Origin of the sequence: Rhizobium sp. Nf11,1, assembly GCF_050587665.1 — a bacterium.
Lineage (GTDB): Bacteria > Pseudomonadota > Alphaproteobacteria > Rhizobiales > Rhizobiaceae > Rhizobium.
The window spans coordinates 62,172-85,067 of the sequence record NZ_JBOBHU010000021.1 but is presented as its reverse complement, the minus strand read 5'-3'; the positions used below and the strand labels follow the sequence as shown (position 1 = coordinate 85,067).

Annotated in this window: 32 protein-coding genes; 7 read left to right on the top strand and 25 right to left on the bottom strand. The window is 61.4% G+C overall.

Going from position 1 to position 22,896, the window contains the following annotated elements:
• Window positions 1-56 precede the first annotated feature (56 nt).
• Window positions 57-980, top strand: a complete 924-nt coding sequence (locus tag ACQ7C1_RS25225) for a YihY/virulence factor BrkB family protein (RefSeq protein WP_085779623.1) — start codon at window positions 57-59, stop codon at window positions 978-980.
• On the opposite strand, the gene gluQRS is transcribed toward ACQ7C1_RS25225, so the two are convergent.
• Window positions 945-1,826, bottom strand: coding sequence for a tRNA glutamyl-Q(34) synthetase GluQRS (gene gluQRS, locus ACQ7C1_RS25220; protein WP_430960242.1), 882 nt, complete (start codon window positions 1,824-1,826; stop codon window positions 945-947). The two genes, ACQ7C1_RS25225 and gluQRS, sit on opposite strands and share 36 nt — an antisense overlap.
• Here gluQRS and ACQ7C1_RS25215 point away from each other — a divergent pair.
• Both ACQ7C1_RS25215 and ACQ7C1_RS25210 read left to right on the top strand, forming a co-directional pair.
• The gene (locus ACQ7C1_RS25215; protein WP_430960241.1) at window positions 1,825-2,517 is read left to right on the top strand and encodes a DNA-3-methyladenine glycosylase family protein; all 693 of its coding nucleotides are present in this window, start codon (window positions 1,825-1,827) and stop codon (window positions 2,515-2,517) included. The genes gluQRS and ACQ7C1_RS25215 overlap by 2 nt on opposite strands.
• Window positions 2,518-2,628: 111 nt before the next feature.
• Entirely contained in the window at window positions 2,629-3,186 is a 558-nt protein-coding gene (locus ACQ7C1_RS25210) for an HNH endonuclease (RefSeq protein ID WP_085779620.1), read from the top strand.
• Window positions 3,187-3,196: 10 nt separating this feature from the next.
• Here ACQ7C1_RS25210 and ACQ7C1_RS25205 read toward each other — a convergent pair whose 3' ends face one another.
• Both ACQ7C1_RS25205 and ACQ7C1_RS25200 read right to left on the bottom strand, forming a co-directional pair.
• Window positions 3,197-3,712, bottom strand: a complete 516-nt coding sequence (locus ACQ7C1_RS25205; RefSeq protein WP_183705386.1) for a disulfide bond formation protein B — start codon at window positions 3,710-3,712, stop codon at window positions 3,197-3,199.
• 22 nt (window positions 3,713-3,734) lie between these two features.
• A complete protein-coding gene (locus ACQ7C1_RS25200; protein WP_183705388.1) occupies window positions 3,735-4,331 on the bottom strand; it encodes a YqaA family protein in 597 nt (198 codons plus the stop codon).
• Between the two features lie 195 nt (window positions 4,332-4,526).
• Here ACQ7C1_RS25200 and ACQ7C1_RS25195 point away from each other — a divergent pair, with 195 nt between their 5' ends.
• Window positions 4,527-4,817 carry a hypothetical protein gene (locus tag ACQ7C1_RS25195; RefSeq protein ID WP_430960257.1) on the top strand — a complete coding sequence of 97 codons (291 nt, stop codon included), beginning with the start codon at window positions 4,527-4,529 and terminating at the stop codon, window positions 4,815-4,817.
• 16 nt (window positions 4,818-4,833) lie between these two features.
• On the opposite strand, the gene ACQ7C1_RS25190 is transcribed toward ACQ7C1_RS25195, so the two are convergent.
• Entirely contained in the window at window positions 4,834-6,579 is a 1,746-nt protein-coding gene (locus ACQ7C1_RS25190; RefSeq protein ID WP_430960240.1) for a cation:proton antiporter, read from the bottom strand.
• 154 nt (window positions 6,580-6,733) lie between these two features.
• Here ACQ7C1_RS25190 and ACQ7C1_RS25185 point away from each other — a divergent pair, with 154 nt between their 5' ends.
• The gene (locus tag ACQ7C1_RS25185; RefSeq protein ID WP_430960239.1) at window positions 6,734-7,069 is read left to right on the top strand and encodes a hypothetical protein; all 336 of its coding nucleotides are present in this window, start codon (window positions 6,734-6,736) and stop codon (window positions 7,067-7,069) included.
• 167 nt (window positions 7,070-7,236) lie between these two features.
• Window positions 7,237-7,524: a hypothetical protein gene (locus ACQ7C1_RS25180; protein ID WP_020922394.1), complete on the top strand. Its 288-nt coding sequence runs from the start codon at window positions 7,237-7,239 to the stop codon at window positions 7,522-7,524.
• A gap of 325 nt (window positions 7,525-7,849) precedes the next feature.
• On the opposite strand, the gene ligD is transcribed toward ACQ7C1_RS25180, so the two are convergent.
• Window positions 7,850-8,905 carry a non-homologous end-joining DNA ligase gene (gene ligD / locus ACQ7C1_RS25175; RefSeq protein WP_430960238.1) on the bottom strand — a complete coding sequence of 352 codons (1,056 nt, stop codon included), beginning with the start codon at window positions 8,903-8,905 and terminating at the stop codon, window positions 7,850-7,852.
• 104 nt (window positions 8,906-9,009) lie between these two features.
• On the opposite strand from ligD, the gene ACQ7C1_RS25170 reads away from it, so the two are divergent.
• Window positions 9,010-9,243, top strand: a complete 234-nt coding sequence (locus ACQ7C1_RS25170; RefSeq protein ID WP_430960237.1) for a hypothetical protein — start codon at window positions 9,010-9,012, stop codon at window positions 9,241-9,243.
• Window positions 9,244-9,600: 357 nt separating this feature from the next.
• Here the strand turns inward: ACQ7C1_RS25170 and ACQ7C1_RS25165 are convergent, their stop codons facing one another.
• The 20 genes from ACQ7C1_RS25165 to ACQ7C1_RS25070 form a co-directional block, all read right to left on the bottom strand.
• The gene (locus ACQ7C1_RS25165; RefSeq protein WP_430960236.1) at window positions 9,601-9,732 is read right to left on the bottom strand and encodes a hypothetical protein; all 132 of its coding nucleotides are present in this window, start codon (window positions 9,730-9,732) and stop codon (window positions 9,601-9,603) included.
• The gene (locus ACQ7C1_RS25160) at window positions 9,732-10,208 is read right to left on the bottom strand and encodes a hypothetical protein (protein WP_430960235.1); all 477 of its coding nucleotides are present in this window, start codon (window positions 10,206-10,208) and stop codon (window positions 9,732-9,734) included. Before ACQ7C1_RS25160 ends, ACQ7C1_RS25165 begins: the two co-directional genes overlap by 1 nt.
• Entirely contained in the window at window positions 10,205-10,402 is a 198-nt protein-coding gene (locus ACQ7C1_RS25155) for a hypothetical protein (protein ID WP_430960234.1), read from the bottom strand. Before ACQ7C1_RS25155 ends, ACQ7C1_RS25160 begins: the two co-directional genes overlap by 4 nt.
• Window positions 10,399-10,677: a hypothetical protein gene (locus ACQ7C1_RS25150; protein WP_430960233.1), complete on the bottom strand. Its 279-nt coding sequence runs from the start codon at window positions 10,675-10,677 to the stop codon at window positions 10,399-10,401. Before ACQ7C1_RS25150 ends, ACQ7C1_RS25155 begins: the two co-directional genes overlap by 4 nt.
• 29 nt (window positions 10,678-10,706) lie before the next feature.
• The gene (locus ACQ7C1_RS25145; RefSeq protein ID WP_259667925.1) at window positions 10,707-10,946 is read right to left on the bottom strand and encodes a hypothetical protein; all 240 of its coding nucleotides are present in this window, start codon (window positions 10,944-10,946) and stop codon (window positions 10,707-10,709) included.
• Window positions 10,846-11,094, bottom strand: a complete 249-nt coding sequence (locus ACQ7C1_RS25140) for a hypothetical protein (RefSeq protein ID WP_430960258.1) — start codon at window positions 11,092-11,094, stop codon at window positions 10,846-10,848. Before ACQ7C1_RS25140 ends, ACQ7C1_RS25145 begins: the two co-directional genes overlap by 101 nt.
• 1 nt (window position 11,095) lies before the next feature.
• Window positions 11,096-12,064 (bottom strand): peptidoglycan-binding protein, encoded by a 969-nt coding sequence (locus tag ACQ7C1_RS25135; protein WP_430960232.1) that lies wholly within the window; start codon window positions 12,062-12,064, stop codon window positions 11,096-11,098.
• Window positions 12,065-12,093: 29 nt separating this feature from the next.
• Window positions 12,094-14,235, bottom strand: coding sequence for a hypothetical protein (locus tag ACQ7C1_RS25130; RefSeq protein WP_430960231.1), 2,142 nt, complete (start codon window positions 14,233-14,235; stop codon window positions 12,094-12,096).
• Window positions 14,236-14,362: 127 nt separating this feature from the next.
• On the bottom strand, window positions 14,363-14,563 hold the full coding sequence (locus ACQ7C1_RS25125; RefSeq protein WP_430960230.1) for a hypothetical protein: 201 nt from the start codon (window positions 14,561-14,563) through the stop codon (window positions 14,363-14,365).
• A 49-nt stretch (window positions 14,564-14,612) separates the two neighbouring features.
• Complete coding sequence (locus ACQ7C1_RS25120) at window positions 14,613-15,710, bottom strand: hypothetical protein (RefSeq protein WP_430960229.1); 1,098 nt, start codon at window positions 15,708-15,710, stop codon at window positions 14,613-14,615.
• A 79-nt stretch (window positions 15,711-15,789) separates the two neighbouring features.
• Window positions 15,790-16,215 carry a hypothetical protein gene (locus ACQ7C1_RS25115; protein ID WP_430960228.1) on the bottom strand — a complete coding sequence of 142 codons (426 nt, stop codon included), beginning with the start codon at window positions 16,213-16,215 and terminating at the stop codon, window positions 15,790-15,792.
• Window positions 16,212-17,159 (bottom strand): hypothetical protein, encoded by a 948-nt coding sequence (locus ACQ7C1_RS25110; RefSeq protein WP_430960227.1) that lies wholly within the window; start codon window positions 17,157-17,159, stop codon window positions 16,212-16,214. The genes ACQ7C1_RS25115 and ACQ7C1_RS25110 overlap by 4 nt, the downstream gene beginning before the upstream one ends.
• 10 nt (window positions 17,160-17,169) lie before the next feature.
• The gene (locus ACQ7C1_RS25105; protein ID WP_430960226.1) at window positions 17,170-18,084 is read right to left on the bottom strand and encodes a hypothetical protein; all 915 of its coding nucleotides are present in this window, start codon (window positions 18,082-18,084) and stop codon (window positions 17,170-17,172) included.
• A gap of 15 nt (window positions 18,085-18,099) precedes the next feature.
• Window positions 18,100-18,759 carry a hypothetical protein gene (locus ACQ7C1_RS25100; RefSeq protein ID WP_430960225.1) on the bottom strand — a complete coding sequence of 220 codons (660 nt, stop codon included), beginning with the start codon at window positions 18,757-18,759 and terminating at the stop codon, window positions 18,100-18,102.
• Between the two features lie 121 nt (window positions 18,760-18,880).
• The gene (locus ACQ7C1_RS25095) at window positions 18,881-19,963 is read right to left on the bottom strand and encodes a baseplate J/gp47 family protein (RefSeq protein WP_430960224.1); all 1,083 of its coding nucleotides are present in this window, start codon (window positions 19,961-19,963) and stop codon (window positions 18,881-18,883) included.
• On the bottom strand, window positions 19,935-20,471 hold the full coding sequence (locus ACQ7C1_RS25090; protein WP_430960223.1) for a phage GP46 family protein: 537 nt from the start codon (window positions 20,469-20,471) through the stop codon (window positions 19,935-19,937). Before ACQ7C1_RS25090 ends, ACQ7C1_RS25095 begins: the two co-directional genes overlap by 29 nt.
• Before the next feature lie 6 nt (window positions 20,472-20,477).
• On the bottom strand, window positions 20,478-20,708 hold the full coding sequence (locus ACQ7C1_RS25085) for a hypothetical protein (protein ID WP_430960222.1): 231 nt from the start codon (window positions 20,706-20,708) through the stop codon (window positions 20,478-20,480).
• Between the two features lie 46 nt (window positions 20,709-20,754).
• Complete coding sequence (locus ACQ7C1_RS25080) at window positions 20,755-21,210, bottom strand: phage baseplate assembly protein domain-containing protein (protein ID WP_430960221.1); 456 nt, start codon at window positions 21,208-21,210, stop codon at window positions 20,755-20,757.
• Complete coding sequence (locus ACQ7C1_RS25075) at window positions 21,207-22,259, bottom strand: phage baseplate assembly protein (protein ID WP_430960220.1); 1,053 nt, start codon at window positions 22,257-22,259, stop codon at window positions 21,207-21,209. The genes ACQ7C1_RS25080 and ACQ7C1_RS25075 overlap by 4 nt, the downstream gene beginning before the upstream one ends.
• A 9-nt stretch (window positions 22,260-22,268) precedes the next feature.
• On the bottom strand, window positions 22,269-22,892 hold the full coding sequence (locus tag ACQ7C1_RS25070) for a hypothetical protein (protein WP_430960219.1): 624 nt from the start codon (window positions 22,890-22,892) through the stop codon (window positions 22,269-22,271).
• Window positions 22,893-22,896: the final 4 nt, after the last annotated feature.

Below are 22,896 nucleotides of genomic sequence, written 5' to 3'. Positions count from 1 at the left end.
TGGGACTCGTTTCCCATATTCGGCCAGAGGATACAATCTGGAAACCCGGAGACGGAATGCCGAAGGTGCTGCGCACGATCTACGACGTGGTCTATGACGCGATCTGTCACATGGTCGAGGATGACGGATTTGCGATGGCGAGCCACGTGGCTTTGTCGAGCCTGCTTGCGGTCTTCCCTTTCCTGATCTTCGGCACGGCGCTTGCAAGCTTCCTCGGCGCCGATCAGTTTTCCTCCACCGCTATCCATCTGATCTTCGACACCTGGCCGGAAGCGATCGCCAAGCCGCTCGCCGACCAGGTGCTCCAGGTCCTCACCATTCAGCGCGGCGGACTGCTGACGATCTCGGTGCTGGCGGCGGCCTATTTCGCCTCGAACGGGGTAGAAGCGCTTCGAATCTCGCTCAACCGTGCCTACCGGGTGCAGGAAACGCGGCCGTGGTATTTCACCCGCCTCGCCAGCCTCGGCTATGTGCTGATTGCCGTCATCATCTTCGCGGCAATCAGCATTCTGCTGGTGGCCGTGCCATTGGCTCTCGATTATGCCCGGAAGTGGCTTCCGCTGTTTGCCGATACGCTCGACGTCGTCTTCAGCTGGCGCATCTACGGCACACTTGTCGTGCTCACCGTCGGCCTGCTGGTCATGCATCTGTGGCTGCCGGCCGGCAAGCGGCGGGTGTTCGACGTCATCCCCGGCGTGCTGCTGACGCTGCTTCTGTGGCTCGCCGGCGCGTTGGTCTTTGCCTATTATCTCGCGACCTTCGCCAATTATACCGCGACCTATGCCGGTCTCGCCTCGGTGATGATCGTGCTGATCTTTCTCTACATGGTCGGCGTCATCTTCATCATCGGCGCAGAGATCAACGCGGCGCTGATCAAGTTCCGCGTCTTCCGGATGTTCTCCCACACACTTTCGATCGTCGGCAGAGAGCGTGTCGAGCGGCGGTCAGAGCCCGACAAGGCGGCGAATATCGGCCCCTGACATGCCCTGGGCACGCAATTCGGCAAGGCCGCTGTCACCTTCGCTTTTCGAAAGCTTGCGGCCATTGGCATCGAGAATGAGACGATGGTGGTGATAGAGGGGCTGCGGCAGGCCGAGCAGCACCTGCAGCAACCGGTGCACCGACGTGGCGTGAAAGAGGTCGAGCCCGCGTACGACATGGGTGACGCCCTGCAGCGCATCGTCGACGACCACCGAAAGATGATAACTCGAGGGTGCATCCGAGCGAGACAGGATGACGTCTCCCCAGACCTCGGGTTCGGCGGCGATCTCGCCCGTCCTGCCGTCGCCGGTTTCGGTCCAGAACAGCAGTTCGCCGATCAGGTCGAGCGCCTTGCGCATATCGAGCCGCCAGGCATGTTTTTTCCCCGAGGAAAGGATGTCCCGCCATTCGGCCTCAGGCCGCTCGCGATCAATCGGCGGGTAATGCGGCGTGCCATCGGGGTCGCGCGGCCAGGATCGGCCCGTTGCCTCGTAGGCGGAGACACGCGCCTTCACCTCGCCGCGCGTCAGGAAGGCCGGGTAGACCAGGCCGCGTTCGATCAATGCGTGGAGCGCCGCCTGATATTCCGGGAAATGTTCCGATTGGCGCCGCACCGGGCTTTCCCAGTCGATGGCAAGCCAGTCGAGGTCCCTCAGGATGCCGGCCTCGAATTCAGGCGTGCAGCGCATCTGGTCGATATCCTCGATGCGCAGCAGCAGCCGGCCGTTTTCGCTTTCGGCCATATCCCGGTTCAAAAAGGCCGACAGCGCATGGCCGAGATGCAGCGATCCGTTCGGACTCGGCGCAAAACGAAAGACAGGTTTTTGACGCTCGCTCGTGGTCATGCTTTCTTCTGCCACGAATTTGAATTTCGAACCACTGGGAGGACGCGTGGAGATCATCCGCAACGACGATGACGTCAAGCTGGGGCTCGAAGCATTGCTGCGTCTCGATCCGCGCCTTGCACCGATTGCGGCGAATGCAGGGCCTGTTCCACTGCGGTTGCGCGAACCCGGTTTTGCCGGCCTTGCCCATATCATCGTCTCGCAAATGGTCTCGCGTGCCAGCGCCGAGGCGATCTGGCGGCGCATGCTGCCGACGGACGGGCCGCTGACGGCCGAAGGTTACATGCTGCTAGGGCCCGAGGCATGGCGGGAATTCGGCCTGTCGCGCGCCAAGGCCGACACGCTGTCGCGGGTTGCGGAAGCCGTTGCCTCCGGCCGCCTCGATCTTTCCAGACTCTGTCTGAAGCCACCGGACGAAGCGCTTGGCGAACTCACCGCCTTGAAGGGCGTCGGTCCATGGACGGCGCAGGTTTATCTGATGTTCTGCGGCGGCCACGCCGATGTCTTTCCGGCTGGCGATGTGGCGCTGCAGAATGCCGTCGGCGCTGCGCTTGGACTTGCGGCGCGCCCGCAAACAAAGGCGCTTGCCAAGCTTTCGGAGATCTGGTCGCCGTGGCGCTCCGTGGCGGCGCGGCTTTTCTGGGCCTATTACGCAACGAAAATGCGGCGCGACATGGTACCGACCGGCTGATCGGCAACACTCTTCAAATTGCCTTTATCCTCTGAATTTATTGGACTTCACAATCCTGTAACAACCGGCCTAATATACAGGAGCAGATGCCGAATCGATCAGGAGAGTCCCTTGACGATTGCAGTCTCCCCGCAGGCCCTGCCGGCGCTCGTCCTGAACGCTGACTACCGGCCGCTGAGTTATTATCCCTTGTCGCTTTGGTCCTGGCAGGACGCGATCAAGGCGGTCTTTCTCGACCGTGTGAATATCATCGCGGAATATGAACATTCGGTTTCCTCACCGAGCTTTTCGATGCGGCTTCCGAGTGTCGTATGCCTGAAGACTTACGTTCAGCCATCCCGCAATCCGGCTTTCACCCGGTTCAATGTCTTCCTGCGCGATCGGTTCGAGTGCCAGTATTGCGGCTCCCACGACGATCTGACTTTCGACCACGTCATCCCGCGCGCCCATGGCGGTGAGACGACCTGGGAGAATGTCGTGGCAGCCTGCTCGCCCTGCAATCTGCGCAAGGGCAGCAAGCTTCCGAAGCAGGCGGGCATGTTCCCGTCGCAGAAGCCCTATCAGCCGACGGTGCAGGATCTGCACAATAATGGCCGGCTGTTTCCGCCCAACTATCTGCATGAAAGCTGGCTCGACTATCTCTATTGGGATACCGAACTGCAGCCCTGATAGGCTCACCTCACGCAGATTTGCGGACGCCGACGAAGGCGAAAGCTGCGAGCAGAATGCCGGCGATCACGTTCCAGCCTGCGAAAGACAGGCCAAGCACCCTGAGCGCTGCATCGGTGCAGGATGGGCCTTTGATCGTATTGAGCTCGGTCAGCAGATCGCCGGCGTTGCTCGTCATGCTGTTTGCGGTCGTCGAGCAGGTCGCCGGCCCCGGCCAGAAATGCCATTCCACGCCGGCGTGATAGACGCCCATGCCGGCGGTCACCAGCATCAGGATGCCGGCCGCAAGCAGCATTGCACGGGAAATCCAGTTCGGCAGACCGGCAAGCTCGCAGATGGCAGCGAGAATGGCGATCGGGATGGCATAATAATAGGGCTGGCGCTGCAGCAGGCAGAGTGCGCAGGGAATATAGCCGCCGATATATTGAAATCCAAGCGCGGCGCCAACCACAGCCGCCATGCCGATAGCAAGCAATATGGAATAGATAAAGCCGGGGCGGGCGAGCGGCGAGGAAGTGGCAGTCATGGCGGAACTCCGCAAAGTGGGCCTAGTGAGCAAGTAGTTTGTAGGCGATACCGAGCATAATCAGCACGGCAGCACCGACACCTACGATCTGGCCGAGACGCTTCTCGATGAAATCGCGGATCGGTTCGCCATAGCGACGCAGCAGCCAAGCCAAAAGTAGGAACCGGGCGCCGCGAGCGACAATGGCAGAAATGACAAAGAAGCTCAGATTTATACCGATGGCGCCCGCCATAATGGTTACGACCTTGATCGGCGGCAGATGGGCCAAGCCGGAGGTCACCAAAAACAGCAGCAAAATTTCCCATTCGCCATGGATCGAGTTTCGCAGCTGTTCGAAATCATCGAATTTGCCGTAGAATTCGAGAATCGGCCGCGCCACCGTCTCGTAGGCGTAATAGCCGAGCGCCCAGCCGGCAATGCCGCCGAGCACGGAGGCAACGGTAGCGATCAGTGCATAGCGATAGGAGCGCTCCGGCTTGGCAAGCGCCATTGGCAGGAAAAGCACGTCGGCGGGAACGAGAAAGACGGAGCTTTCGACGAAGGCGATGACGGCGAGCCAGACTTCGGCCGATTTGCGCGAGGCCAGAGACATGGTCCAGTCGTAAAGTCTGCGAAGCATTCCATTCCTTTCCTATTGCGGTGCAAAAAGCTTTAGGGGTCGTATGCGGCGCTGTAAATGCTCGCCCGTGTCCTTCGTGCCACCGCCGTCTAAAAATTTTGTGATGCGGAGGCGTCGCCGCCTCTCCCAGGATTTCATGGGATTGCGAATCGGCCATTCTAGGGCAAGGTTTACGTGGTCGACGTGCAGGGTGGCATGAGAATGTTCAAAGTGATCGAAGGCGGCCTTGGGCGGGCCGCGCAGATGAATGAGCGGGCTGAAGCAGGTTCGGGACCGAGCCGGGAAGATGTGCGCCGGGAAGCGAACCGGCGGCTCAAGGAAAGTGGTTATCACCCTTCCCGCATCCGGGAATTTGCCACCGGTGTGCCGATGCTGGCCTCCCTGAAATACCTGTCGCTGCAGATCGATTTCGCAGCCGAGACCTTGTCGCGGCTCGACCCGATCCCAGACGATTTCCGCTCTGACGCCTATTGGCCGGCGGGTTGAGACGAGCGCCGCGCCCTCAGGACAGATCCATCGACTTTTCCCATTGCTGACGCAGGACGTTCATTTCCGTGCGTTTTTGCGCCATTTCGCTGACGATGGCGCGCAAGTTGGGGTGATGCGACATGAACATATTGAAATCGCGCCGCTCGAGCACTTCGAACTGACAAAAGTCGACGGCGATGACGTCGGCCGTACGCCTTCCGCCGCTCAGCAATGCCATCTCCCCGAAGAAGGCGCCCGGCTCCAGGCGGATCGCGCCGCTGGCTAGGCGCACTTCGACCGCGCCTGAGGAGATGAAGTACATGCTGTCGCCGCGATCGCCGCGACGAATGACACGTTCGCCAGGGGGAGCCGACTTTGCCTTGAAGAGCAGCAGCAGCTCTTCCTGCGCATCCTCCCCGACTTGGGAGAACAGCGGGAAGGTTTCGATCAGCTGCTGCATCTTCAGCTGATGCTGGCGTTCGCGTTCCTCGCCGAGCGCCCTGATCTTTTCCAGTTCCTTGCCGAGCGTTATCTGCCTCTTTCTACCGAAGCTTTCGAAGACGGAGGGCCATTGCGCATGGATATATTTCTTCAAGCCCTCGGTTGCGATGATCACGATTGGGTTGAGTGTGATCGACAGGATCGCTGCAGCCAGGATCAGATCCTGGCCTTCATGCGGCAGCAGCCCGAGCGAGACGCCGAGGCCGGCGAGGATGAAGGAAAATTCGCCGATCTGGGCAAGGCCGCCGGCCAAGGTCAGCCCCATGCCGATCGGATATCGCAGCAGCATGACGATGGCGAAGGTGATGACGGCCTTGCCGAGAATGACGAGCGCCAAGGCGCCAATCACCGACAGCGGCTGGCGCACCAGGATCGAGGGGTCGAAGAGCATGCCGACCGAGACGAAGAACAGCACGGAGAAGGCGTTCTGCAACGGTAGCGAATCGGCCGCCGCTCTGTGGCTGAGCTGGGATTCGCTCATGACGACGCCGGCGAAAAACGCGCCTAGCGCGAAGGAGACGCCGAAAATCGCCGCCGAGCCGAAGGCGATGCCGAGCGCGATCGCCAGCACCGTCAGTGTGAAGAGTTCGCGCGAGCCGGTGCGGGCGATCATCGTCAGCAGCCAGGGCACGATACGGGGGCCGAGGAAGACCGCCATGGCGGCGAAGGCCAGCACCTTGAACAAGGTCAGTCCGATCGTCAGTGCCAGCGGCAGCTCACCGAAGCCGTGATTGGTGTCGACGGCGTGGCCGCCGAGAAGCTCTGCCAGCGCCGGCAGCAGCACCAGCGCCAGCACCATCACCAGATCCTCGACGATCAGCCAGCCGACGGCGACGCGCCCGCTTGGCGCATTGACGAGATTACGTTCCTCCAGCGCCTTCAGGAGCACGACCGTACTCGCCACCGAGAGGCTGAGCCCGAAGACGACGCCGGCACCGAGGCTCCAGCCCCAGAGCATGCAGAGGCCGATGCCCAGCAGGGTGGCGAGGATAATTCGGCCGATCGCGCCCGGCACGGCGATCCCGCGTACAGCGAGCAGGTCGGAGGCGGAAAAATGCAGGCCGACGCCAAACATCAGCAGGATGACGCCCATTTCGGCGAGCTGGCCAGCAAGAGCGGTATCGGCGACAAAGCCCGGTGTGAACGGGCCCATCAGGATGCCGGCCATCAGATAGCCGACGAGCGGCGGCAGCCGCAGCCGGTCGGCGCCATAACCGAGGACGGCCGCGAAAACAAAACTGACGGCGACCGTCGCAATGAGTCCTACTTCCTGATGCACGTCTGCCCTCGCCTGATGGTAACGGCCGCCACCTTGGACGAAGCGCAAGCAAAATTAAATAGTTGATTTGCGTTTTGCGGCTGCTCTTCGAGGCGTCGGCTTGGTCGCGAACAATAGATTCCACGTGCATTCGAGAATGACAGGGTTGCCGCTGATGTGGGAACCACTTCCCTTTTGCTTCGTTGGCCCTTCAGACAAGGAGAAACGACATGAAAAGATCATTCTGAACTGTGCCGTGACGGCCCTTGCCGCCTGCTCGTTTGCAGCGCCTGTTCTCGCCGATAGCGTCTACGTCAGGGAGCGTACCTATGACGATGACTATCGTTACGAGCGGGTGCGGCCCGGCATCACCATCAGCGAGCGCGGCGTGACCTTCGGCGTTCGCGAACGCGAGCATCGCCGCTATCGACATGACGGCTGCGAAACCAGGAGCGTTACCCGTCAGACTGATGAAGGCGAGGTGACCAAGACAGTAAGGCGCTGCTATTGACGAAAATTCGCGACAAAGACGAAACCCGGCTCCCGCGAGCCGGGTTTTCGCCTTTCGCGTGGCACGAAGCGCAATGCGGTGGTGGAAGTGATCAGGCGGTGTTATGAGCACCCCTTCGTTCGAAGCGCATTTTCGGCGCACAGAACCCCGCACAGGAATTATTCGGCATGATTGAGCTTACCCCATCCCAGATCGTTGCACTCAAACTCGCCAAGGATGGAGATCTCTATCCTCAGCCGGCGAATAAATGGACGCATCAGAACGCGACGGTGACCTACGCAAAGACCGACCGCTGGAAAGAGCGGCCGCAGAAGGTGAAATCGGTCACGGCAAAGACGCTGGGCGAGTTGAAAGAGCCGGGCTTCTTAGAGCGGCGGCACCTCGACGATGACGCATCAAAAGATGTCTACGGCATCACGATGGCCGGCAAGATGTGGCTGCTGAAGAACAAGTAGGCTTCACTCGGAGGTGAAACTTGCTCCGTAGTCCCGCTCAGGTCTTTAGAGGTAGGGGCTACACAAAGTCATTTGAGATGATGGTGCAGCTAACCGGAGATTGTCGAACAGTCCGCCTTCGTTCCTGACGGAACTACGGCGCGACAGCCTCCGCTTGGCTGCTCTTCGGCTCGCCGAGCCGAAGCTCCGCAGAGCGTAGGCTGGTGCCCCATGCCGAAGTACCCGAATTCAGTTATTTCAATATGTTGCTGAATTGTGAGACAAGCTTATAGCTCTCGCAATCATTATGTTTTTCGCCTTCTCCGTCCCACTTAAGTGTGCAGGCTTAGCCGTCGTTCTCATACATCCCCGCATCGTCCTGCTCCTCCCTCAGCCCCTTATAGGATGGATGCCGCAGCTTCCCGTCACGCGTCCAGGCTCGGTATTCGATCTCGGCGACGAGGGTCGGCTTGATCCAGATCAGGTTCTTGCGGCGGCCGGTATATCTAACTGCGGGCGCCGATACCTTGATCTTGTCCATCGCGGCGCGGAGCTCCAATGCCTGGCTTGCCTTAAAGCCAGTTCCGACCGATCCCACATAGACCAGCTGGCCTTCCTTTCGCGCCGCAAGCAGCAGCGCGCGGATATTCCCGAAAGCCGAGCTGGACCTCTCATAGCCGACGATGGCAAAGCCGCCGCTCTGGATGCATTTGATCTTCTGCCATTCGCCGCCGCGGCCGCTGCGATAGGTGCTGTTCCGATCTTTGGCGATGATGCCCTCGAGTCCATGCTCGCAGGCGATGCGCAGAAGGGTTTCACCATCCGATTCGATCTCCTCGGAGAGGCGAATAGCCTCCTCCCCGCCGGCCGGCACTATCCCTTCGAGGAGGTGGCGCCGTGCGGTGAACTCGGTCTCGGTGAGGTCATGACCATCGAGATAGAGGAGATCGAAGGCCATCAAGACCGATTCCCATGATGCCCGCTTGCCGCCCTTGCCGCCGAGCGACTGCTGAAGCTTGCCGAAGTCAGACCGGCCGAGCTCGTCGAACACGACAGCCTCGCCGTCCAAAATCGCTGTCGAGACAGAAAGACGTTTCACCTGGGCCACGATGGCAGGGAAGCGGGCGGTCCAGTCGTGGCCGCCGCGTGTCAGGATCCTGACGCCCTTCGGTTCGATATGAACGGCCAGGCGGTACCCATCCCATTTCACTTCGAACGCCCATTGCCGGCCCTTCGGCGGCCGCGGTTTCAGCAGCGCAAGGCACGGATCGATGCGCGCCGGCATCGGATCGAGGGTAAGCTGATGCTGGGCTGGATCGCGCCGCCGGCGCGGCCGGCCCCGCAGCGGGGCGTCGGCTTTGCCAAGCAGCGGCTTGGAAGGCTTGCGGGGCGGCTTCGTCATGCCGGCAGTTCAGCAGCCACACCTTAAAAAGCAATTGACCTAGATTGATTAGACTGCCGGATGGAAGCGCTTGACCTTTGCACTCGCCGCCCCATGATCGAGAGATGAGCTATATTTCAGGTCCCACCCTACCCGAAGGCGATCCAGACCGGTTCGTAAAATGCCAATATGAACTTCAGTTCGTGTTCAGCGAAATGGTGGATGCTGCCGTTGCGGCCGGCTGGAAACCGGAAGAGGTCCTCACGGCAATCATAGAACTCGCCGACAACCACGCGCTGATGCTGGCGGAGAACGCTGAACTCGATCGGATCATCGCGGCTTTGAAAAGCGGCTCTTGACTCGCTCGCAGATGAGAACATATTAGGAACTAGCTCGGGCGGGCACTCTCAACAATGCGGTCAGAAGGGACCTCGGAAGAGGATTGATTACGCATGCGACGATTTCAGGAGATCAGGGACTGGTCGCCGGGATACATCAGCGTAGCGCCGCAGCATATAACCATCATGGCCGAGTGCCAGGCATGCGGAGAGCAGAGGGAATTCGATCGGAAGGCCGTGCCAGCCGGCATGCAGCAACATCTCATCAGCGAGATCGAGCCACACCTGAAATGCTCCTCTTGCGGCGCCAAGGCAGGAAAATTGAGGTTTGGAAACTTTGTCACCTGATCAATGCTGCGGCGGCCGGCCGCATGCCCGCTACGATGCCTTCTCGGTCATCTCCTGCCGGAGATGCGGGGAGACAGTCACCGTCGAGACGCCGCCATTCTTCCGCAGCGACGTCAGCCAGCGAGAGCACCAGACCTGGCGGGCGATATTCGCATGGAACACTAGACGATCGCCAGCGCCAGCCCCAGCCCCGAAACCATCCCGGCGATGAACAGCGCCACCCCGATGAACATGCGGCTGCGGCCGGGAATGTTGCCGTTCTCGGCGTCCGGCGCGATCAGCACCAGCATGCAGGCCCAGGCAAGCATCCAGGCAATGAAGGCGCCGACCGGCGAATTGACCAAGTGATCGGCACGATCGTAGAACCGGATGATGGTCACCCAGACGCGCTGGAAAAAGATGATCAGCACGATCGAGAACACGGCCACAATCAGGAAATCCGGGCCGTCGCGGCCAGAGCGCAGGGCGCGTGCCGCATCGCTTGCCCATCGCACCAGTACCGCGAAGGTCACGCCGAGCACCAGGCTCGAGGAGATCTCGACCATCCGTTCGTAGGGAATGAAGATATTGAGCAGCCAGAAGGAAACAACGGCCGACAGGGCAGACCAAGCCGCAATGCTCGTTTTCAGCCGCTTCATCGCTTCTTTCCCTGCTGTTTCATGATTTTCATCGTTGCTGTTGCTAGCTCGTGAATGCCATCTCGGCTGTGCTCGAACTCTATGACGCTCTGTGCAAGCTTGGCTAGCAAGGCGCGCTTCTCCCTTTCGACATCCGGATCGACCGAGAGAGCCCTCCGCGTGCGCGGTCGCCGAAACCAACTGAGCAGCATCATTCACCCCTTCTCCTGCCGCCGTTGATCTGCGCCATGGCGAGAGGCAGGATCACATCCATCGTGTCGGAGAATTTCTGCGCAAGCGGGGTTACGAGTTTGAGGGTCGCGACATGTTCCTGCTGCGCCTTGGCGAGGGCCTCGTCATAGGCGGCCCTGTCTTTCGCTCTGCCATAACGTTCGTAGAGATAGAGGCCGAGGAAGATGAGCGTCGTCGCGGCAAAAACGCCGCCGTTCTGCAACATCCACTTGGCGAGCTCTGCCTGGATTCCAACCATTCTTTTGCCTGTTGTGGTTTGGAAAGCGCTTATTCAGCAGCTTTGGCAAGGCTATCGCCATGTAGCCCGCATTCCTTGCGAGACCAGACGCCGCCGGCGCAAAGCCGCACTACGGTCCGGTCGATCTTGCGCTGATCGGCGTCGGTGGCGCCGCGAGCGCCGATCAGATCAGTTCCGACGACCCGGCGCAGGCCCGACACATCTGCCGGCCCCGAAGTCCCACACCCTGCCAGCATCGCGGCAGGCATCATAATCAAGCACGCCTTCATCAGCAGCTTTGCCCGCGTCATTGTTCTGCCTTTCGATGGCGGTCCGCACGCTGTCGGCGCCGCTCTCACGGATTTTATGGATGATGAACAGGACCGCGCCGAACGCGATTGCGCCGGCGATGATCTTGAGTGTGAGGCCGGAAAACATCTCAGCTCTCCACCGCCGAGCGGATATCCTTGATCGCCGCGATGATGTAGTGGCGCAGCACCAGCCCGCCGATCGCCACCGCGAGCCCCGCCACGATGATCACCAGCAGCGCCCGCCAGTCGAAGCCGGTCAGCGCCGCCAGACCGAGACCGCCACCGCCGCCGAAGGCGCTCCCAACCCAGCCGAGCAGGCTGAATTTCTTTTTCACCACGCCCTCGACAGCCTGCGGCACCACAGCCTTCTCCTCGACGACAGGCGCGGCCATGATGCCGGCCGCCGCCATCGGCACGCCGTCGGCCGCCAGCAGCGCCTTGTGCAAGGCCGCGCGCGTCTTCGGGCCGATATCGCCGTCGGCGCTCAGGCCGCTCGCTGACTGGAACTGCCTGATTGCATCGGGCGCATAGCCGAGTACGACGAGGGAGAGCCGCGCCAGATGGTCGACGCGATCGGCAAAGCCGTTCATGCCGCCGTTGATCCTCTTGGTGATCGTCTCGATGTCGCCCTGGTCGGCCCAGCGGTTCAGATTGTGAGTGTCCCAATAGTAAAGCGCCGAAAGTCCTTCCCAGGGGTCGGTATTGATGAGATCGGGATTGGCGACGAAATTGGGCGGGTTCAGCCCGCGATCGTCGCACCAGTCGTGAAACGCCTTGACGTTATCAGCGCCGGTGAGCTGGATCGGCCCGCGGCCGGCATACTTCTTGCCGTCGCCGTCGACCGCAGGCGTGTTGCCGAGATCCGTGCGGGTATCATAACGCTTCTGCGCCGGCGTCGGTCCCCAGATCTCGCGATCGTAGCGAAAGTCGCCGCTTTCGTGCATCAGCTGCGCCAGATACTGCACCAGGCGATGCAGCCGGTTCATCCCGAAATCGTCGCCGTAGCGATCGAGGGAAACGAGGACGGACTTCATGTTGCTCTCGTTCACAGGGCCTTTCGCGGCCGCGCGAATCTGCTGAGCGGTAATACGGCTCATGGTGGTCTCCGATGTAAGGATAAAAGGCTTTACGCCGCGATCAGCTTCGTCTTTTCAGACTGAGCAATGCCGTTGACGATGCGGTCGATCATGATCGGGTACGGATGGACAAGTGATATCGGCGTCGAGGACTCTTGAAGCGCAGCCGATGGCCTCACAACCGATCCGACAGGCAGCACCACGGCGCTAGACCCCTGATATGTGATGACATTGCCCGCGATGCTGGCAATTGTCTGCGTGCTGAGCCGGGCAATGCCGTCAGGCCCGGAGTAGATGTTTATCTGCTGCTCCGGCCTGAAGATGCTGGCGTCGGCGACCGTGATTTGATTGTAGGTTGCCACACCGTCGGTCCCGGCTTGGGTGGTCAATGTCGTGCTGGGCAACTCCAGCATGCCCGGCCATGCGCCACCCTTGTTCGCGGACGCGAACGCGGCGTAAGTGTCGATCGCCTCGTCGCAGCAAGACGACGTCTTGGCGAGAATATCATTGCGGAGCCGCCACTTCCCGGAAGCGTCCGTCGCGTCTGCCGGCCATGTGTTATTGGCGGCATAGTTTGTAAACGAAGCGTCCAGGCCGAGATCGTTGGCGCGAATGGTCCCGGTTGCCGGCGACGTGCCGCCAGCGAAATTGTAGGTGAACGTCGTGGCGTCAACCACGGTGATTACGACGTTGCCGTTGTAAGCGGTCGGCGTCGCCCCGGAAATTGTGAGCGTCTGCCCAGATCGCAACCCAGCCGTAGATGCCAGTGTTGCCGTTGCGACGGTGCCCACCGACGTAACCGACGTCAAGGTTTTCTGCGTTTCGGTGCGGCCGAGCGGCGGGAATGCCACTATCTTCACGCCGGGATATTCGGCGCGGATGCGCGTCACCAGGCTGCGATAGTTCGTGTTGAACCACGTCGAATATACCGTCGATGTGTCGTTCTGCCCCATCTGGTTTGCAACGACCGTAAAAGGCCACTTGTTGCCATTAAAGGCGATGATCTCGCGGATGATGTCCCTGCGCCTGGTCGCGATCGAGGAACCGCTTCCGGTATATTCGCGAACAGAGCCGGCGCCTGGCATACCGAGAAAGCAATGAGGAATGCGGCCGATCCCGCCGTCTTTGTCGAGCCAGCGGCGCGTCCAGCCGAGATTGCCACGCGCGTCGGCTGCGGCGCTGAACTCCTGCCGCGCTTCGCCGATGCTGTCGACGAAGCCAAGCACGACAGGCCGACCGTCCCAATCGCCCTTGGCGAGCATGAAGCCGTCAGGTCCGTAATATTGCGGCTGCGCCTGCGTGCCGTAACCGGTATCGAGCGCCGGCGTGCTGTCCGCCAGAGGATCGGCCATGAAGCCCAGGAGCGAGGCATTGTCGTTCGCACCCCAGATCCTTTCGCCGCGATGCTTTTGAACGCGGTAGATCGGCCATATCTTTTCGCCGACGGCGGCGTGATAGAACGTCCAAAGCTCGATGTCGCTTTCGGCCGCGACTTTCGCGGTGATCAACTCGTCTGTCCATTGCCCGTTCGTCTGGTCCGCGACGGTCACGCCATTGTTCCCGCCGAATTTACACTGGTAGAAGACGCCGGCAATTCGGGCATACATGGCGTCGACGATGACGGAATTCCCCGGGGTGCCGACGGTACCGGTAACGACCGTCTCCTGCGGTGAGTTGCCGCCTTCCGTCGAGGCGAAGCCCGGAAAATGGAACTTGAACGATCGGGTGACGTATTGCGGCGAGCTGATGACGATCTTCGAGCAGAAGTAGTTCGTCCCGGCCGCGGCCGTCACGATGGCGCCCGAGGGCATGCGAGCGCGCGTTGCGAAGAACATGTAGCGGTCCGGATCAACGGCCGGCGCCACGTCTTCTTTCACCAGGGTAAAACGTGTTTCTCGCGGGCTATTGATCGCCTCAGGCAGCGTCTCGCGCACGAAAATCGTGATTTCGCCCGCTGAGGAAGCCGATGGCCCGACGACGATGTTGTCACCATCGATCAGAAACCTGCCGTCATTCGGCACGACGGCAAGAGTTGACCTGTCGCTGCGGTTTCCAATTGTGCCGATGATCACACCAGGCCCGTCGTTCGTGTCGAACGGGAAGGCGCTCAGCGTCAAAGGCTTGAGCATGGTCATGACCCCGGGCACGCCGTTGGCGCCCGCTCCGGAGGAGACGCTAAATCCGATTTCCATGGATGATCCTGTTTTTGCGGCCGTGCCGCTATGCAAAATCCTGCTTTGCTTGCCACATGAACGGCGCTAATTGTCTCGGACGTTTGATCTTGCCTAGACAACTGAACGAGACCACGCCCGGCATACTTCACGCCGTCGCCACTCTGGTTGTTGCCGAGCCTCGCGGCCGCCGCCGGCCGCTGTCCCTTGGGATCGTACATTTGCGCTGGTCGATAAACGACTTGCCGGCCTCGTCAAGCAACGCCTCCATGCCCTGCACCTGAATTGCCGAAAGCGAGCCGCCAAAGATCGACGCTCGCACAGCATCGGAGAAATGCTTGCGGTCCATAGGACGCTCCAGATTTTCAAGGAAGAAGGAAGAAACGGCTCTCAGGCCGCTAGCGCCACATGTGGTCGCAGGCGCCACGAATGGCGATGTTTTCGCTGTTGTCCCACAGCTTCTCGATGGTCTCGACAGCGCGAGATCCCGCGACCGCCGCGACCCCTGTCGGGCTGGTGGTCAGCTTGTAGACATTGCTGGCGCCGAAGAGCAGCGATGTCAGGTCGGCGCTGTTCTGAAGGATCGCCTTGCCGCGGTTGCCGGTGACGTCATAGGCTTCCCACCCATGCGCGTTGGCCGTCGGCGTTCCCTCCCAGTCGGAAAGCGTGCCTGTCCATATCCACAGGACGCCGGTCGACTGGATCAAGCCCCACTTGCTGGTGAAGTTCGCATCGGAAGACGATCCGGCGGGGTTGTTCGCGGTATTCAATCCGGTCTTGACGGGATGAGCTCCGCGGCCCGCCTGTTCGTTGGTGCCGAAGGCAGCCAGCGTCATTTCGGCGTAACTGGGCAAGCGCTTGCCCCACTGGCCGACGATCTCGTTCGCCTCCCACCAATTCATCGTTGTGTACTTCGTAGTGCCGTTGCCACCATAGTCGGCGGGGATCACTGAAGGGTTTGTCCCGGTAAGGATCGTGTCGTTGTTGCGGCTGACACCGTCCGCGGCGTAGCTGTTTCCGGCAAAATAGATATCGACCCAAACGTTGCTCTTGCCGATCTTCGTCATACCACGCGGGTCGGGGCAAGCCGGCCGATAGTTGTTGTCCCAGAATGACCATTCGAGGATCGTCGGCGTCGTGTTCCCGCCCTGATCATAACCGGAGGCATATCCGCCAGGCAGATAGTGGAAGCCACCGATGACAGCGCCGCCGGTCGGAATTGCCGTGCTGTAGTCGATGGCCTCAAACGTTCCGTCAGCCTTGATGACGACGCGATAGTCCGTGCCCGCGACCAGCGCAGGCATCGAAACAGGTGTATCGACCATCGTCGAGACGACAGCCCCATTTACAGAGAAGCTGATGCCGGCTTTGACGGACACTGTTCCGGCACCGGTCTTCATCAAAAGAGGCGCGAACTGATCCGTCTTAACGATAACCGGCGGGGATACGGCGGCAATGCTGCTGTCGATTGATGTGATGAGAAGCGCAGCGGCCATGGCTATGATTTTCCTCATAAGGTTGCATTGACGTAGGTTGGGCATGTAGTCAACCGCGCCTTGCGATTGACTCACTTATTTAGCTCCATGCGATCAAAGGTAACTCGGCGATGATCTGCTCGACCGTAGGCTGCTCTCGCTCTCCGCTCTGAACCTTTTCCAGTTCAGCATAGGCGTAGAGCCAAACCTGATCTCTCCAAGCGATGAAGGCCAAAGCCTGCCCAGCCCATTCGGGGTTGGTCGAGTTGGCATAGGAGGCGAGAGTGACGCCGTCGTTGAACTGTTTTCCGCGGGCCGTTTCGTCGACCATCTCTTGGATCGCAGTCTGGTAATCGGCAATCGTGGGCGCAGACAGGAAAGCCTCATATTCCGCGAGGATCTCTTCCTGCTCTTCCTCGGTGGGTATATCGCCGAGCGCTTCGGGCCAACCTGTAAGGACGCCGTCAACTGTCAGGATGCCCGGCGCGTTGTTGAACTTCCACCCAAGGGCCATCCCAAGGCTCATGGCGTATATTCCTTTACCTGGATATAGGAGTTCATGACCCCTCCGAACTTGCGCGCTCCGCCACCCCCATTCATAGTCAGGGTTGCGGCCGATGCCGGGCCTGCTCGGATCGTAAACGTGATTGGGGATGTCGTTCCAGCAACCATTCGATGGGCCAGGTTTGCTTGCGCATAGAGGCCTGCCGACCCCGGTGTGATCTGCACAGCCTCCAGCGCATTCGCTACCCCGTTTTGAAACAGAGCCATGCTTCTGACGGCACCGGTCGAGAGTGACGAAATGAACTGCGCATCGATTTCCAAAATGCTCGCCGCGTTGGTGGGGGTGATGGTCACGGTTAGGTACTGATCGCCCTCGGTGTTTTGAGGGATCGTGTCATCATCAGGGATGACCGTGCTGCCGGTGGCCACCGCCCCAGTGTATTGCGCTTGAGTTTGGATCAAACCCTTCACAGGGGTGGCCTTCTGGTAAACCAGAACGATCCAATTGCCAGAGCCTAGCGACTTTGCAATAAAGCAGTCGTTCGCCGCGCTCGTGATGTTCGCGGCCCCAGGCAGCACGATCGCCGTGCCGTGGTTGATCTGGACGATTCCCTGTATACGGACAAACCGCAGGGTTCCCTCTGGAGCCGTACCGAACGAGGTGATCGGCCCGGTCGTGCCAGTGATCCGAACATTCCAGGATGCCGCGCCAGCAAGGTTCGTCGTTGCCGCACTGGCGACATCGACGGTCGCCTGCACGGCGTCGGCCTTTGATGTCGACAAGGCCAGAAGAGCGTCAGCCATGGTCGCTGCGAAAGCATCATCGCCGCCGAGTGCCTCGTCGACCATCAGGTCAACGATCTGAGCAACCGTCAGTTTCACGGTCTCGTCGTCCTTCGTCGCTGGGATGGCATGGGCCAAGTCAGCGGCGACAGCCGCGTTGAGATCTTCGATTGTGATACCCATCAGTGACCTCTTATGCCGAGAACGAAGCCTGGAGCTTCGTCAGGTCATTCATTCCGTCCACCATGTAGATGAACGTGCTGCCGTAGCGGGTGGCCGGGATCTGATCGAGGATCGTGTCCGGATAAGACGAGTAGAGAAGCTCGTCCCGATCGGTCAGCGACTCGTTGGTTGCGAGATAGGTTCGGGTAAACGCCTTCTGGAGAGGCGTCCGCGCCCAATTGTATGTAAGGGTTTCCGTGCACCGCGCCCCCTGGCCGCCGCTCCCGGCCAGCGCGCTAGGCGTCATCAGGTCATTGAGCGCCAAGCGGTCCTTGTTGGCGAGGTTGGTGATCGTCGCGACGTTCGACGAATTTGTGACGATGCGCGCCACAAGCATGTCATCATAGGCGCTGTCGAACGCGCTGCCCGTCTCGGCCGCAGCGGTTGGATTGTAAGTGACATCAGCAAGGTCCTTGAGTGCGAAACCCGCCACAGACGACCAGCGAAGGTGATAGGTCTTATTGGCCGCGGTTGCGAAGTCGGCCTGCACGGTCGTCACTGCGAATATGCCGCGATGGAGAAAGTCGTAGCCGGCCGGTACGCGCACCTGACCTGTCGACGGTGACGTGACGGGTATCCGTCCATCGGAAGTCAGGACCTCGGGAAAGATTGGGAGCCGGGCACGGGCCGCCGGCATCAGCACGAAATTGCTCGTATCACCTCCGCCCGTCGCAGCCGAAATCAGCTGCTGGATCGCCTGTAGCAGTTGCGTGAGATCGGCCTCTGATCCCGAGATGCCCGCCGCAGTGATGACGGCCATGATCTCGCGCTGCGGATGTTCCACCGCAGCCGCCGGAACACGCGAGCCGGATTGCCCCCCGGGCGTGTTGCGGTCAATATAGGGCGCGTTCGGATCTGCGCTGCCATAGGGAGCGTTGTACTTCATCTTGTCCTCGATGTTTCAGTTGTTGAGGGTGACGAGCAGCTCGTTGCCGTATTCGTCGATAATCGGTGTTCCATCCTCGGTCACGAGCGTGTCGAGATAGATCCAGGGCGCCAGGATCGGCAGCGTCCATGCCGGCGCCATTTTGCGCAACAAGCAGAGGATTTGTTCGGCCGCGCCGAATGAAAACAGCGGGTCGTAACTGCACTCGCCGGCGCCCGCCTCGAAATAGGTCACGCCAACATCTTTGACGCGCACAATCCAGTAGGTTTCTTCGAGAGCTGGCCCCAGAGCGTGAAACCCACCGACCTCTGAAAACCCGCACTGGAAGATGGCCGGCTCTTCGATCTCGATTTCGAAACCATAGTCCAGCGCCAGCCGGATGAAATCGCCGGGCGTATTGACCGCGTCGGCGCGCACCTTCCGCCCCAAGGCAACGAGGCGCTGCGCCGTTGTCATCTCGCCGGTGAAACAGGCTTCCGGCAGGCCGTAATCACTCTCCCATTCCGGCAACAGCTCAGAAGCGCCCTGAGAGATCGCCTCGCGCGTCAGCCCGAAAGCGCGCGCATAAAGCCATACGAAGTCGTCAACCAGCACGCGCACGAAGCGCGCCAGCACATGGGTGAGCGGCATCGCCTCGCCGTCGGGCGTTCCCCACGCTGCGCCCTGCGGCAGCATGGTCAGCGCCGAGGAGATGAGGTCGTCATTTGCGGGGGCCACCAGCGCGTCGAACGGGGCCGCAACACTCACAGTGCCGAAGGCGGCAGCGGGGTCCCGGGTGATCGTGTTGAACGCGGAACTACGCGCCATAGGTGATCGTCCCCAGAACCGGGTATTGCCCGTTGGTATAGGTCACGTCGTCGAGCGGCCATGCCAGCACGTGCCGGTCCTCGCCCGTCACACCTGAGATCGCTTCCGAGATCCACGAGCGCGACAGGGTGAAGGTGTCGCCTGGTATGCCCGGCCGCGACCGCTCGACCAGCATCTCGGTCACCGCCGCGGCGATCGCGTCGCGCACCGTCTGGCTGTCGCTCGAGAGTCCATCGATCGTCAGAGGCAACGGCTCCGGCGTCGGCGCGACGGCGACGCTGTCGTCGATCCGGATCAGCCGCTTCGCGTCGATCGCCGCCTGGACGATCAGCACATCGCCCTCAGTCGGGATAAGGTTCGGCCGGCCGTCGAACAGGAAGTAGACCGCGATGAAGCCCGGCGCCAGAGGCTGGCGGAAGGCCCACGCCTTGATGACGCCGGGCACATCGAGGGCAATCGCCTCATAGTCGGTGAGCTTGCCGCCGCCCGGCGGGTTGGCCTTTCGGTAAAGCGTGCGCGCTCGCAGGCCGTCATCGCTCTCGATATCGGCCCCGCCACCAATCCCAGCCGAACCGACCAGCCACGCGGTGGAAAGGTCAGGCCAGAGTACCGGGTCGGCCAGCGCCATCGTGCCGTCAGCGTCGCGGTTGGTCGCTGCGCCAGTTGACTCTGCCACGACATTCAGACTGAGCGCGCCCAGCGGATCGGCCGAGGCCGGCGCGCTTGAGAGATAAGAGATCGAGCCGGACACGAAACGGATGCCCGAGGGATAGGTGACGTTGGCCGTACCCGAGCCGATAATGACGCCTTGCGCTGCCGAAGCCGGCTTCCGGTAGATCCCGAACTCGGCCGCGTGCTGGACGAGAAACTGCTTTTCAGCCGTCCTGGCGAAGAGCTGCTTCGACAGGTAGGCCATGCGCAGTTCGAATTCATGCGCGAGCGCTGCCAGCACCTTGGCCGTCACCGTCACGAAGTTATTCTTCAGTGCCGTATCGGTGCCCGGCAGATACTGCCGGAACGCGCCGCGTACCCGAGCGGAAGCCTCAGAAAGCGAGCGGATCTGCCACGCCATCGATCTGTCTCCAGAGGAGTTCGAATTTGTTGTCGTAAAGCTTGGTGCCGTCGCGGCCATAGAGCGAGACGGCGAGATCGAGCCGCTTAAGCGGCCGGTTGGCCGTCGCCGTCACATCGATGCGGGCAACAACGCCCTGGGTGAGCAACGGCTGCAACGCCTCGCGCGCATAATCCTGCGCCTTGATCTCGATACCCTCGTAAAGCGCCGAGCGGCGCAGCAGCCAGAGTTTCGAGCCGAGCGGCGTCTCTCCCTCGGCCGTGTCGAAGCTGTCGCCGATCCACCCTCGGTTTTCTACACCGGCCGGCAGCTCGCTCGCCTCGACTCGCCGGTCGGTCATCAGGCAGATCAGCACCTGCGTCGCAAGCCCCTGCTCTGCCCGGAAATCGCCAGGCGCATTCGGATGCGTCAGCGGGTTGAGTATCAGGTCGCCCGAGAGGCCATCCCAGCCGAGATCCGGCGAGCGGTACGGCTCTTCAGCACCATCGGCTGGAATGATCTTGAGCATGATGGCTTATTCGGCCGGAGTGAAGTCGAGGTAGTAGGATTTGCCCGGCTCAAACTGGACGGAAGCATTCGGGTTATCTACCGTCATCCGCAGTTCACCCCACGGGGTTGCCTTGGTGAACCGGCCATCCTCGGACTGGATTTCCTCGGAATAGACCGTGTGCAGGAAGATCGTGTTCCCGTCCTTGCCGGTGCATGTGAATTTTGCCCGGACTGTGGGATGCTTGTGTTCGCTCATGCGACTTCTCCTTTGGTATTGCCCGGAACCGCCGGGCGCGGATTTCTCAAACCGGTACGCTGGTGATGTCGCCGCCGGCAACGACGCCGCCGTGGCGATGCGTGTCGCCGATCTCCTTGCCGTTATGCGTGACCGTGCCGCCGGTGATCGCCACACCATCCGGCGAGATCACCATCAGCACGCCGCCGGATTTGACCCGGATGCTCGTGCCGACCAGGCTGACGATGTTGCCGCTCGAATCGTAGATCGCCGTACCACCGCCCGGAAGATCATTCGGCCGATGATCCGGATGCTCGCCTCCGAAGACATAGGCCTGGTCTGCATCGCCATTCGGCTGCAACAGAAAGGCCTTCGCACCCTTGATCGGCATCGAGGCAAAGCCGTGCGGCTCGATCCGGTGGATCTTGGTATAGCCGTCATTGAACAGGCCGCGCCCGGAAACGAACTGCTGCCCGCCTTTCTCGACATTCTCGCCGTCGAGCTCGATCCGCCGCCCGCTCATTGGTCCTCGTACTCCGGGGTGATTGCCCCGGGCGCACCATAGGCGTCCGCCGTCTTGCCGCGCGGGTTTTCGCCGCCGAGGGCACGAGGATCGGCAAGCGAAAGCATCGCCACCGTTCCCTGTCCGCCATCGGCGCTGTCCTGGGTGAGCGTCACGCTCTTGATCACCATCATGCCCTCGATGCCGATCCACGGATCCTCGACATAGACGAGCCAGTTGCGCTGCCAGATCGCGCCGCCGCCGTCTCGCCAGCCAATCGTCGTGACCGAGGCCGTCGCCGCATAGCCGGCGCCGCGCTTCACCTGCCAGTCGGCCCGCTTCTTGATCCGGTCGATCGTCGTCTCGCCTTCATGGGCGATGATCAGCGGCCGCTTGCGCAAAACCCCCGCATCCCGCGCCACCGCCTCGGGCCGCAGCTGCTGCTTGTCCGTGCCGTCTGTGGATTGGCCGCGCACGCGCACTTCGCTATGCCGCCCGTATTCGGTGATCGAGGACGAGGCCTGCTCGATGTTCTTGCCCCAGATCAGCCCGCCGGAGTGGGTTCCTTCCGGCTTTGTCGCGAGCTTCAGCTTCCCTTTCGGAGTGTCGTAGATCAGGATGCCGCGCCCGCGCGCGCGCCGCTCGATCGTCTCGAACAGCGTCTCGCCAGTCCGCAGTTTGTGCCGCGGCTCGACGGGCAGGCTTCCATCGCTCTCGACCCCGACGCCGAGCGTATCGAAGGTCTTGGCAATGCCCGCGAGGTCCTGTTTCAGAACCTCTCCCGTCGGGTGATCGACCGAACATTCCGTCGCGTCGACCGTCCGCGAGACAACAGTGACCGACAGCTTCCGATCGTTCGCGTCATGGCTCGGCTGCACGTCTCTGACATAGCCCGTCAGGAGCAGCTCGCCGCCCGCCTTGATCGTCACAGCCTGCCCCGGCCGCACCGGAACCCCACTGCCTGCCGGCACCAGGTCGATCGTGGCGTTGCGCACCGCCTCCTCTGCCGAGGAGGTGATCGAGATGGATTTGTAGGGCGGCAGGCCCGATATCGTCAGTTGTTCCAGCATCGGCCAAGCCTATGACGCGAGCGCATCGAACAGCGTCGGCATCACCATCGGCGTCGCCGAGCCCGCCAGATCGACCAAAGCGCCGGCACGTGCCGCATCGCCATAGAGCTGGTATGCCAGCACGGTCGACGGCAGGGAAATGCCGGTCTCGATCCGGATGACCGGCGCCGCATCGGCGGCGATCTCGGAAATCAGCCGGCATGAAATGGCGGTCACTGCCGTCAGCCAGGCGTAGAGATCGGCGCCATCGCCGCCGAGAGTGCTGGCGCCCGCTGCTCCTGCGTCGCCGGCGGATGAAACCTGCGATCGCGCCCGCCGTGCCGCCGGCCGCGAAGGCCATTCCGCCCGACACCCGGCAATCGCCGAACCCATCGCAACCAAAATCGCGAAGGCCTGCGCCGTCTCGCCCGTCGCCGTCGCCGGTACCGAAATTCGATCGAAATCGGCCGGCGCTGTCACGCTCTCGGCGATGATCCGCGTCAACGCCAGCGCTTCGGTCGCGAAGGCCGCCGCGTCGAGACCAGGCGCAGCCGCAATCCGTGCAGTGACGTCAGAGAGATCGTCGACGTCGGTGACAACAGTCGCCGCAAGATCCGCCAGCCATGCCAGCACCGTCTGCCTGTTCGCTGCCATGAAA

What these genes read in the sequence shown, in the direction of transcription:
- ACQ7C1_RS25195 (WP_430960257.1), top strand. Translation starts at nt 4,527, where the DNA reads ATGAGAATGTTCAAAGTGATCGAAGGCGGCCTTGGGCGGGCCGCGCAG.
- ACQ7C1_RS25180 (WP_020922394.1), top strand. Translation starts at nt 7,237, where the DNA reads ATGATTGAGCTTACCCCATCCCAGATCGTTGCACTCAAACTCGCCAAG.
- ACQ7C1_RS25185 (WP_430960239.1), top strand. Translation starts at nt 6,734, where the DNA reads ATGTGGGAACCACTTCCCTTTTGCTTCGTTGGCCCTTCAGACAAGGAG.
- ligD (WP_430960238.1), bottom strand. Translation starts at nt 8,905, where the DNA reads ATGACGAAGCCGCCCCGCAAGCCTTCCAAGCCGCTGCTTGGCAAAGCC.
- ACQ7C1_RS25200 (WP_183705388.1), bottom strand. Translation starts at nt 4,331, where the DNA reads ATGCTTCGCAGACTTTACGACTGGACCATGTCTCTGGCCTCGCGCAAA.
- ACQ7C1_RS25090 (WP_430960223.1), bottom strand. Translation starts at nt 20,471, where the DNA reads ATGCTCAAGATCATTCCAGCCGATGGTGCTGAAGAGCCGTACCGCTCG.
- ACQ7C1_RS25110 (WP_430960227.1), bottom strand. Translation starts at nt 17,159, where the DNA reads ATGGGTATCACAATCGAAGATCTCAACGCGGCTGTCGCCGCTGACTTG.
- ACQ7C1_RS25085 (WP_430960222.1), bottom strand. Translation starts at nt 20,708, where the DNA reads ATGAGCGAACACAAGCATCCCACAGTCCGGGCAAAATTCACATGCACC.
- gluQRS (WP_430960242.1), bottom strand. Translation starts at nt 1,826, where the DNA reads ATGACCACGAGCGAGCGTCAAAAACCTGTCTTTCGTTTTGCGCCGAGT.
- ACQ7C1_RS25130 (WP_430960231.1), bottom strand. Translation starts at nt 14,235, where the DNA reads ATGGAAATCGGATTTAGCGTCTCCTCCGGAGCGGGCGCCAACGGCGTG.
- ACQ7C1_RS25105 (WP_430960226.1), bottom strand. Translation starts at nt 18,084, where the DNA reads ATGAAGTACAACGCTCCCTATGGCAGCGCAGATCCGAACGCGCCCTAT.
- ACQ7C1_RS25120 (WP_430960229.1), bottom strand. Translation starts at nt 15,710, where the DNA reads ATGGCCGCTGCGCTTCTCATCACATCAATCGACAGCAGCATTGCCGCC.
- ACQ7C1_RS25205 (WP_183705386.1), bottom strand. Translation starts at nt 3,712, where the DNA reads ATGACTGCCACTTCCTCGCCGCTCGCCCGCCCCGGCTTTATCTATTCC.
- ACQ7C1_RS25170 (WP_430960237.1), top strand. Translation starts at nt 9,010, where the DNA reads ATGAGCTATATTTCAGGTCCCACCCTACCCGAAGGCGATCCAGACCGG.
- ACQ7C1_RS25075 (WP_430960220.1), bottom strand. Translation starts at nt 22,259, where the DNA reads ATGCTGGAACAACTGACGATATCGGGCCTGCCGCCCTACAAATCCATC.
- ACQ7C1_RS25160 (WP_430960235.1), bottom strand. Translation starts at nt 10,208, where the DNA reads ATGAAGCGGCTGAAAACGAGCATTGCGGCTTGGTCTGCCCTGTCGGCC.
- ACQ7C1_RS25150 (WP_430960233.1), bottom strand. Translation starts at nt 10,677, where the DNA reads ATGGTTGGAATCCAGGCAGAGCTCGCCAAGTGGATGTTGCAGAACGGC.
- ACQ7C1_RS25115 (WP_430960228.1), bottom strand. Translation starts at nt 16,215, where the DNA reads ATGAGCCTTGGGATGGCCCTTGGGTGGAAGTTCAACAACGCGCCGGGC.
- ACQ7C1_RS25070 (WP_430960219.1), bottom strand. Translation starts at nt 22,892, where the DNA reads ATGGCAGCGAACAGGCAGACGGTGCTGGCATGGCTGGCGGATCTTGCG.
- ACQ7C1_RS25135 (WP_430960232.1), bottom strand. Translation starts at nt 12,064, where the DNA reads ATGAGCCGTATTACCGCTCAGCAGATTCGCGCGGCCGCGAAAGGCCCT.
- ACQ7C1_RS25095 (WP_430960224.1), bottom strand. Translation starts at nt 19,963, where the DNA reads ATGGCGTGGCAGATCCGCTCGCTTTCTGAGGCTTCCGCTCGGGTACGC.
- ACQ7C1_RS25125 (WP_430960230.1), bottom strand. Translation starts at nt 14,563, where the DNA reads ATGGACCGCAAGCATTTCTCCGATGCTGTGCGAGCGTCGATCTTTGGC.
- ACQ7C1_RS25100 (WP_430960225.1), bottom strand. Translation starts at nt 18,759, where the DNA reads ATGCTGCCGCAGGGCGCAGCGTGGGGAACGCCCGACGGCGAGGCGATG.
- ACQ7C1_RS25215 (WP_430960241.1), top strand. Translation starts at nt 1,825, where the DNA reads ATGCTTTCTTCTGCCACGAATTTGAATTTCGAACCACTGGGAGGACGC.
- ACQ7C1_RS25145 (WP_259667925.1), bottom strand. Translation starts at nt 10,946, where the DNA reads ATGAAGGCGTGCTTGATTATGATGCCTGCCGCGATGCTGGCAGGGTGT.
- ACQ7C1_RS25080 (WP_430960221.1), bottom strand. Translation starts at nt 21,210, where the DNA reads ATGAGCGGGCGGCGGATCGAGCTCGACGGCGAGAATGTCGAGAAAGGC.
- ACQ7C1_RS25140 (WP_430960258.1), bottom strand. Translation starts at nt 11,094, where the DNA reads ATGTTTTCCGGCCTCACACTCAAGATCATCGCCGGCGCAATCGCGTTC.
- ACQ7C1_RS25155 (WP_430960234.1), bottom strand. Translation starts at nt 10,402, where the DNA reads ATGATGCTGCTCAGTTGGTTTCGGCGACCGCGCACGCGGAGGGCTCTC.
- ACQ7C1_RS25225 (WP_085779623.1), top strand. Translation starts at nt 57, where the DNA reads ATGCCGAAGGTGCTGCGCACGATCTACGACGTGGTCTATGACGCGATC.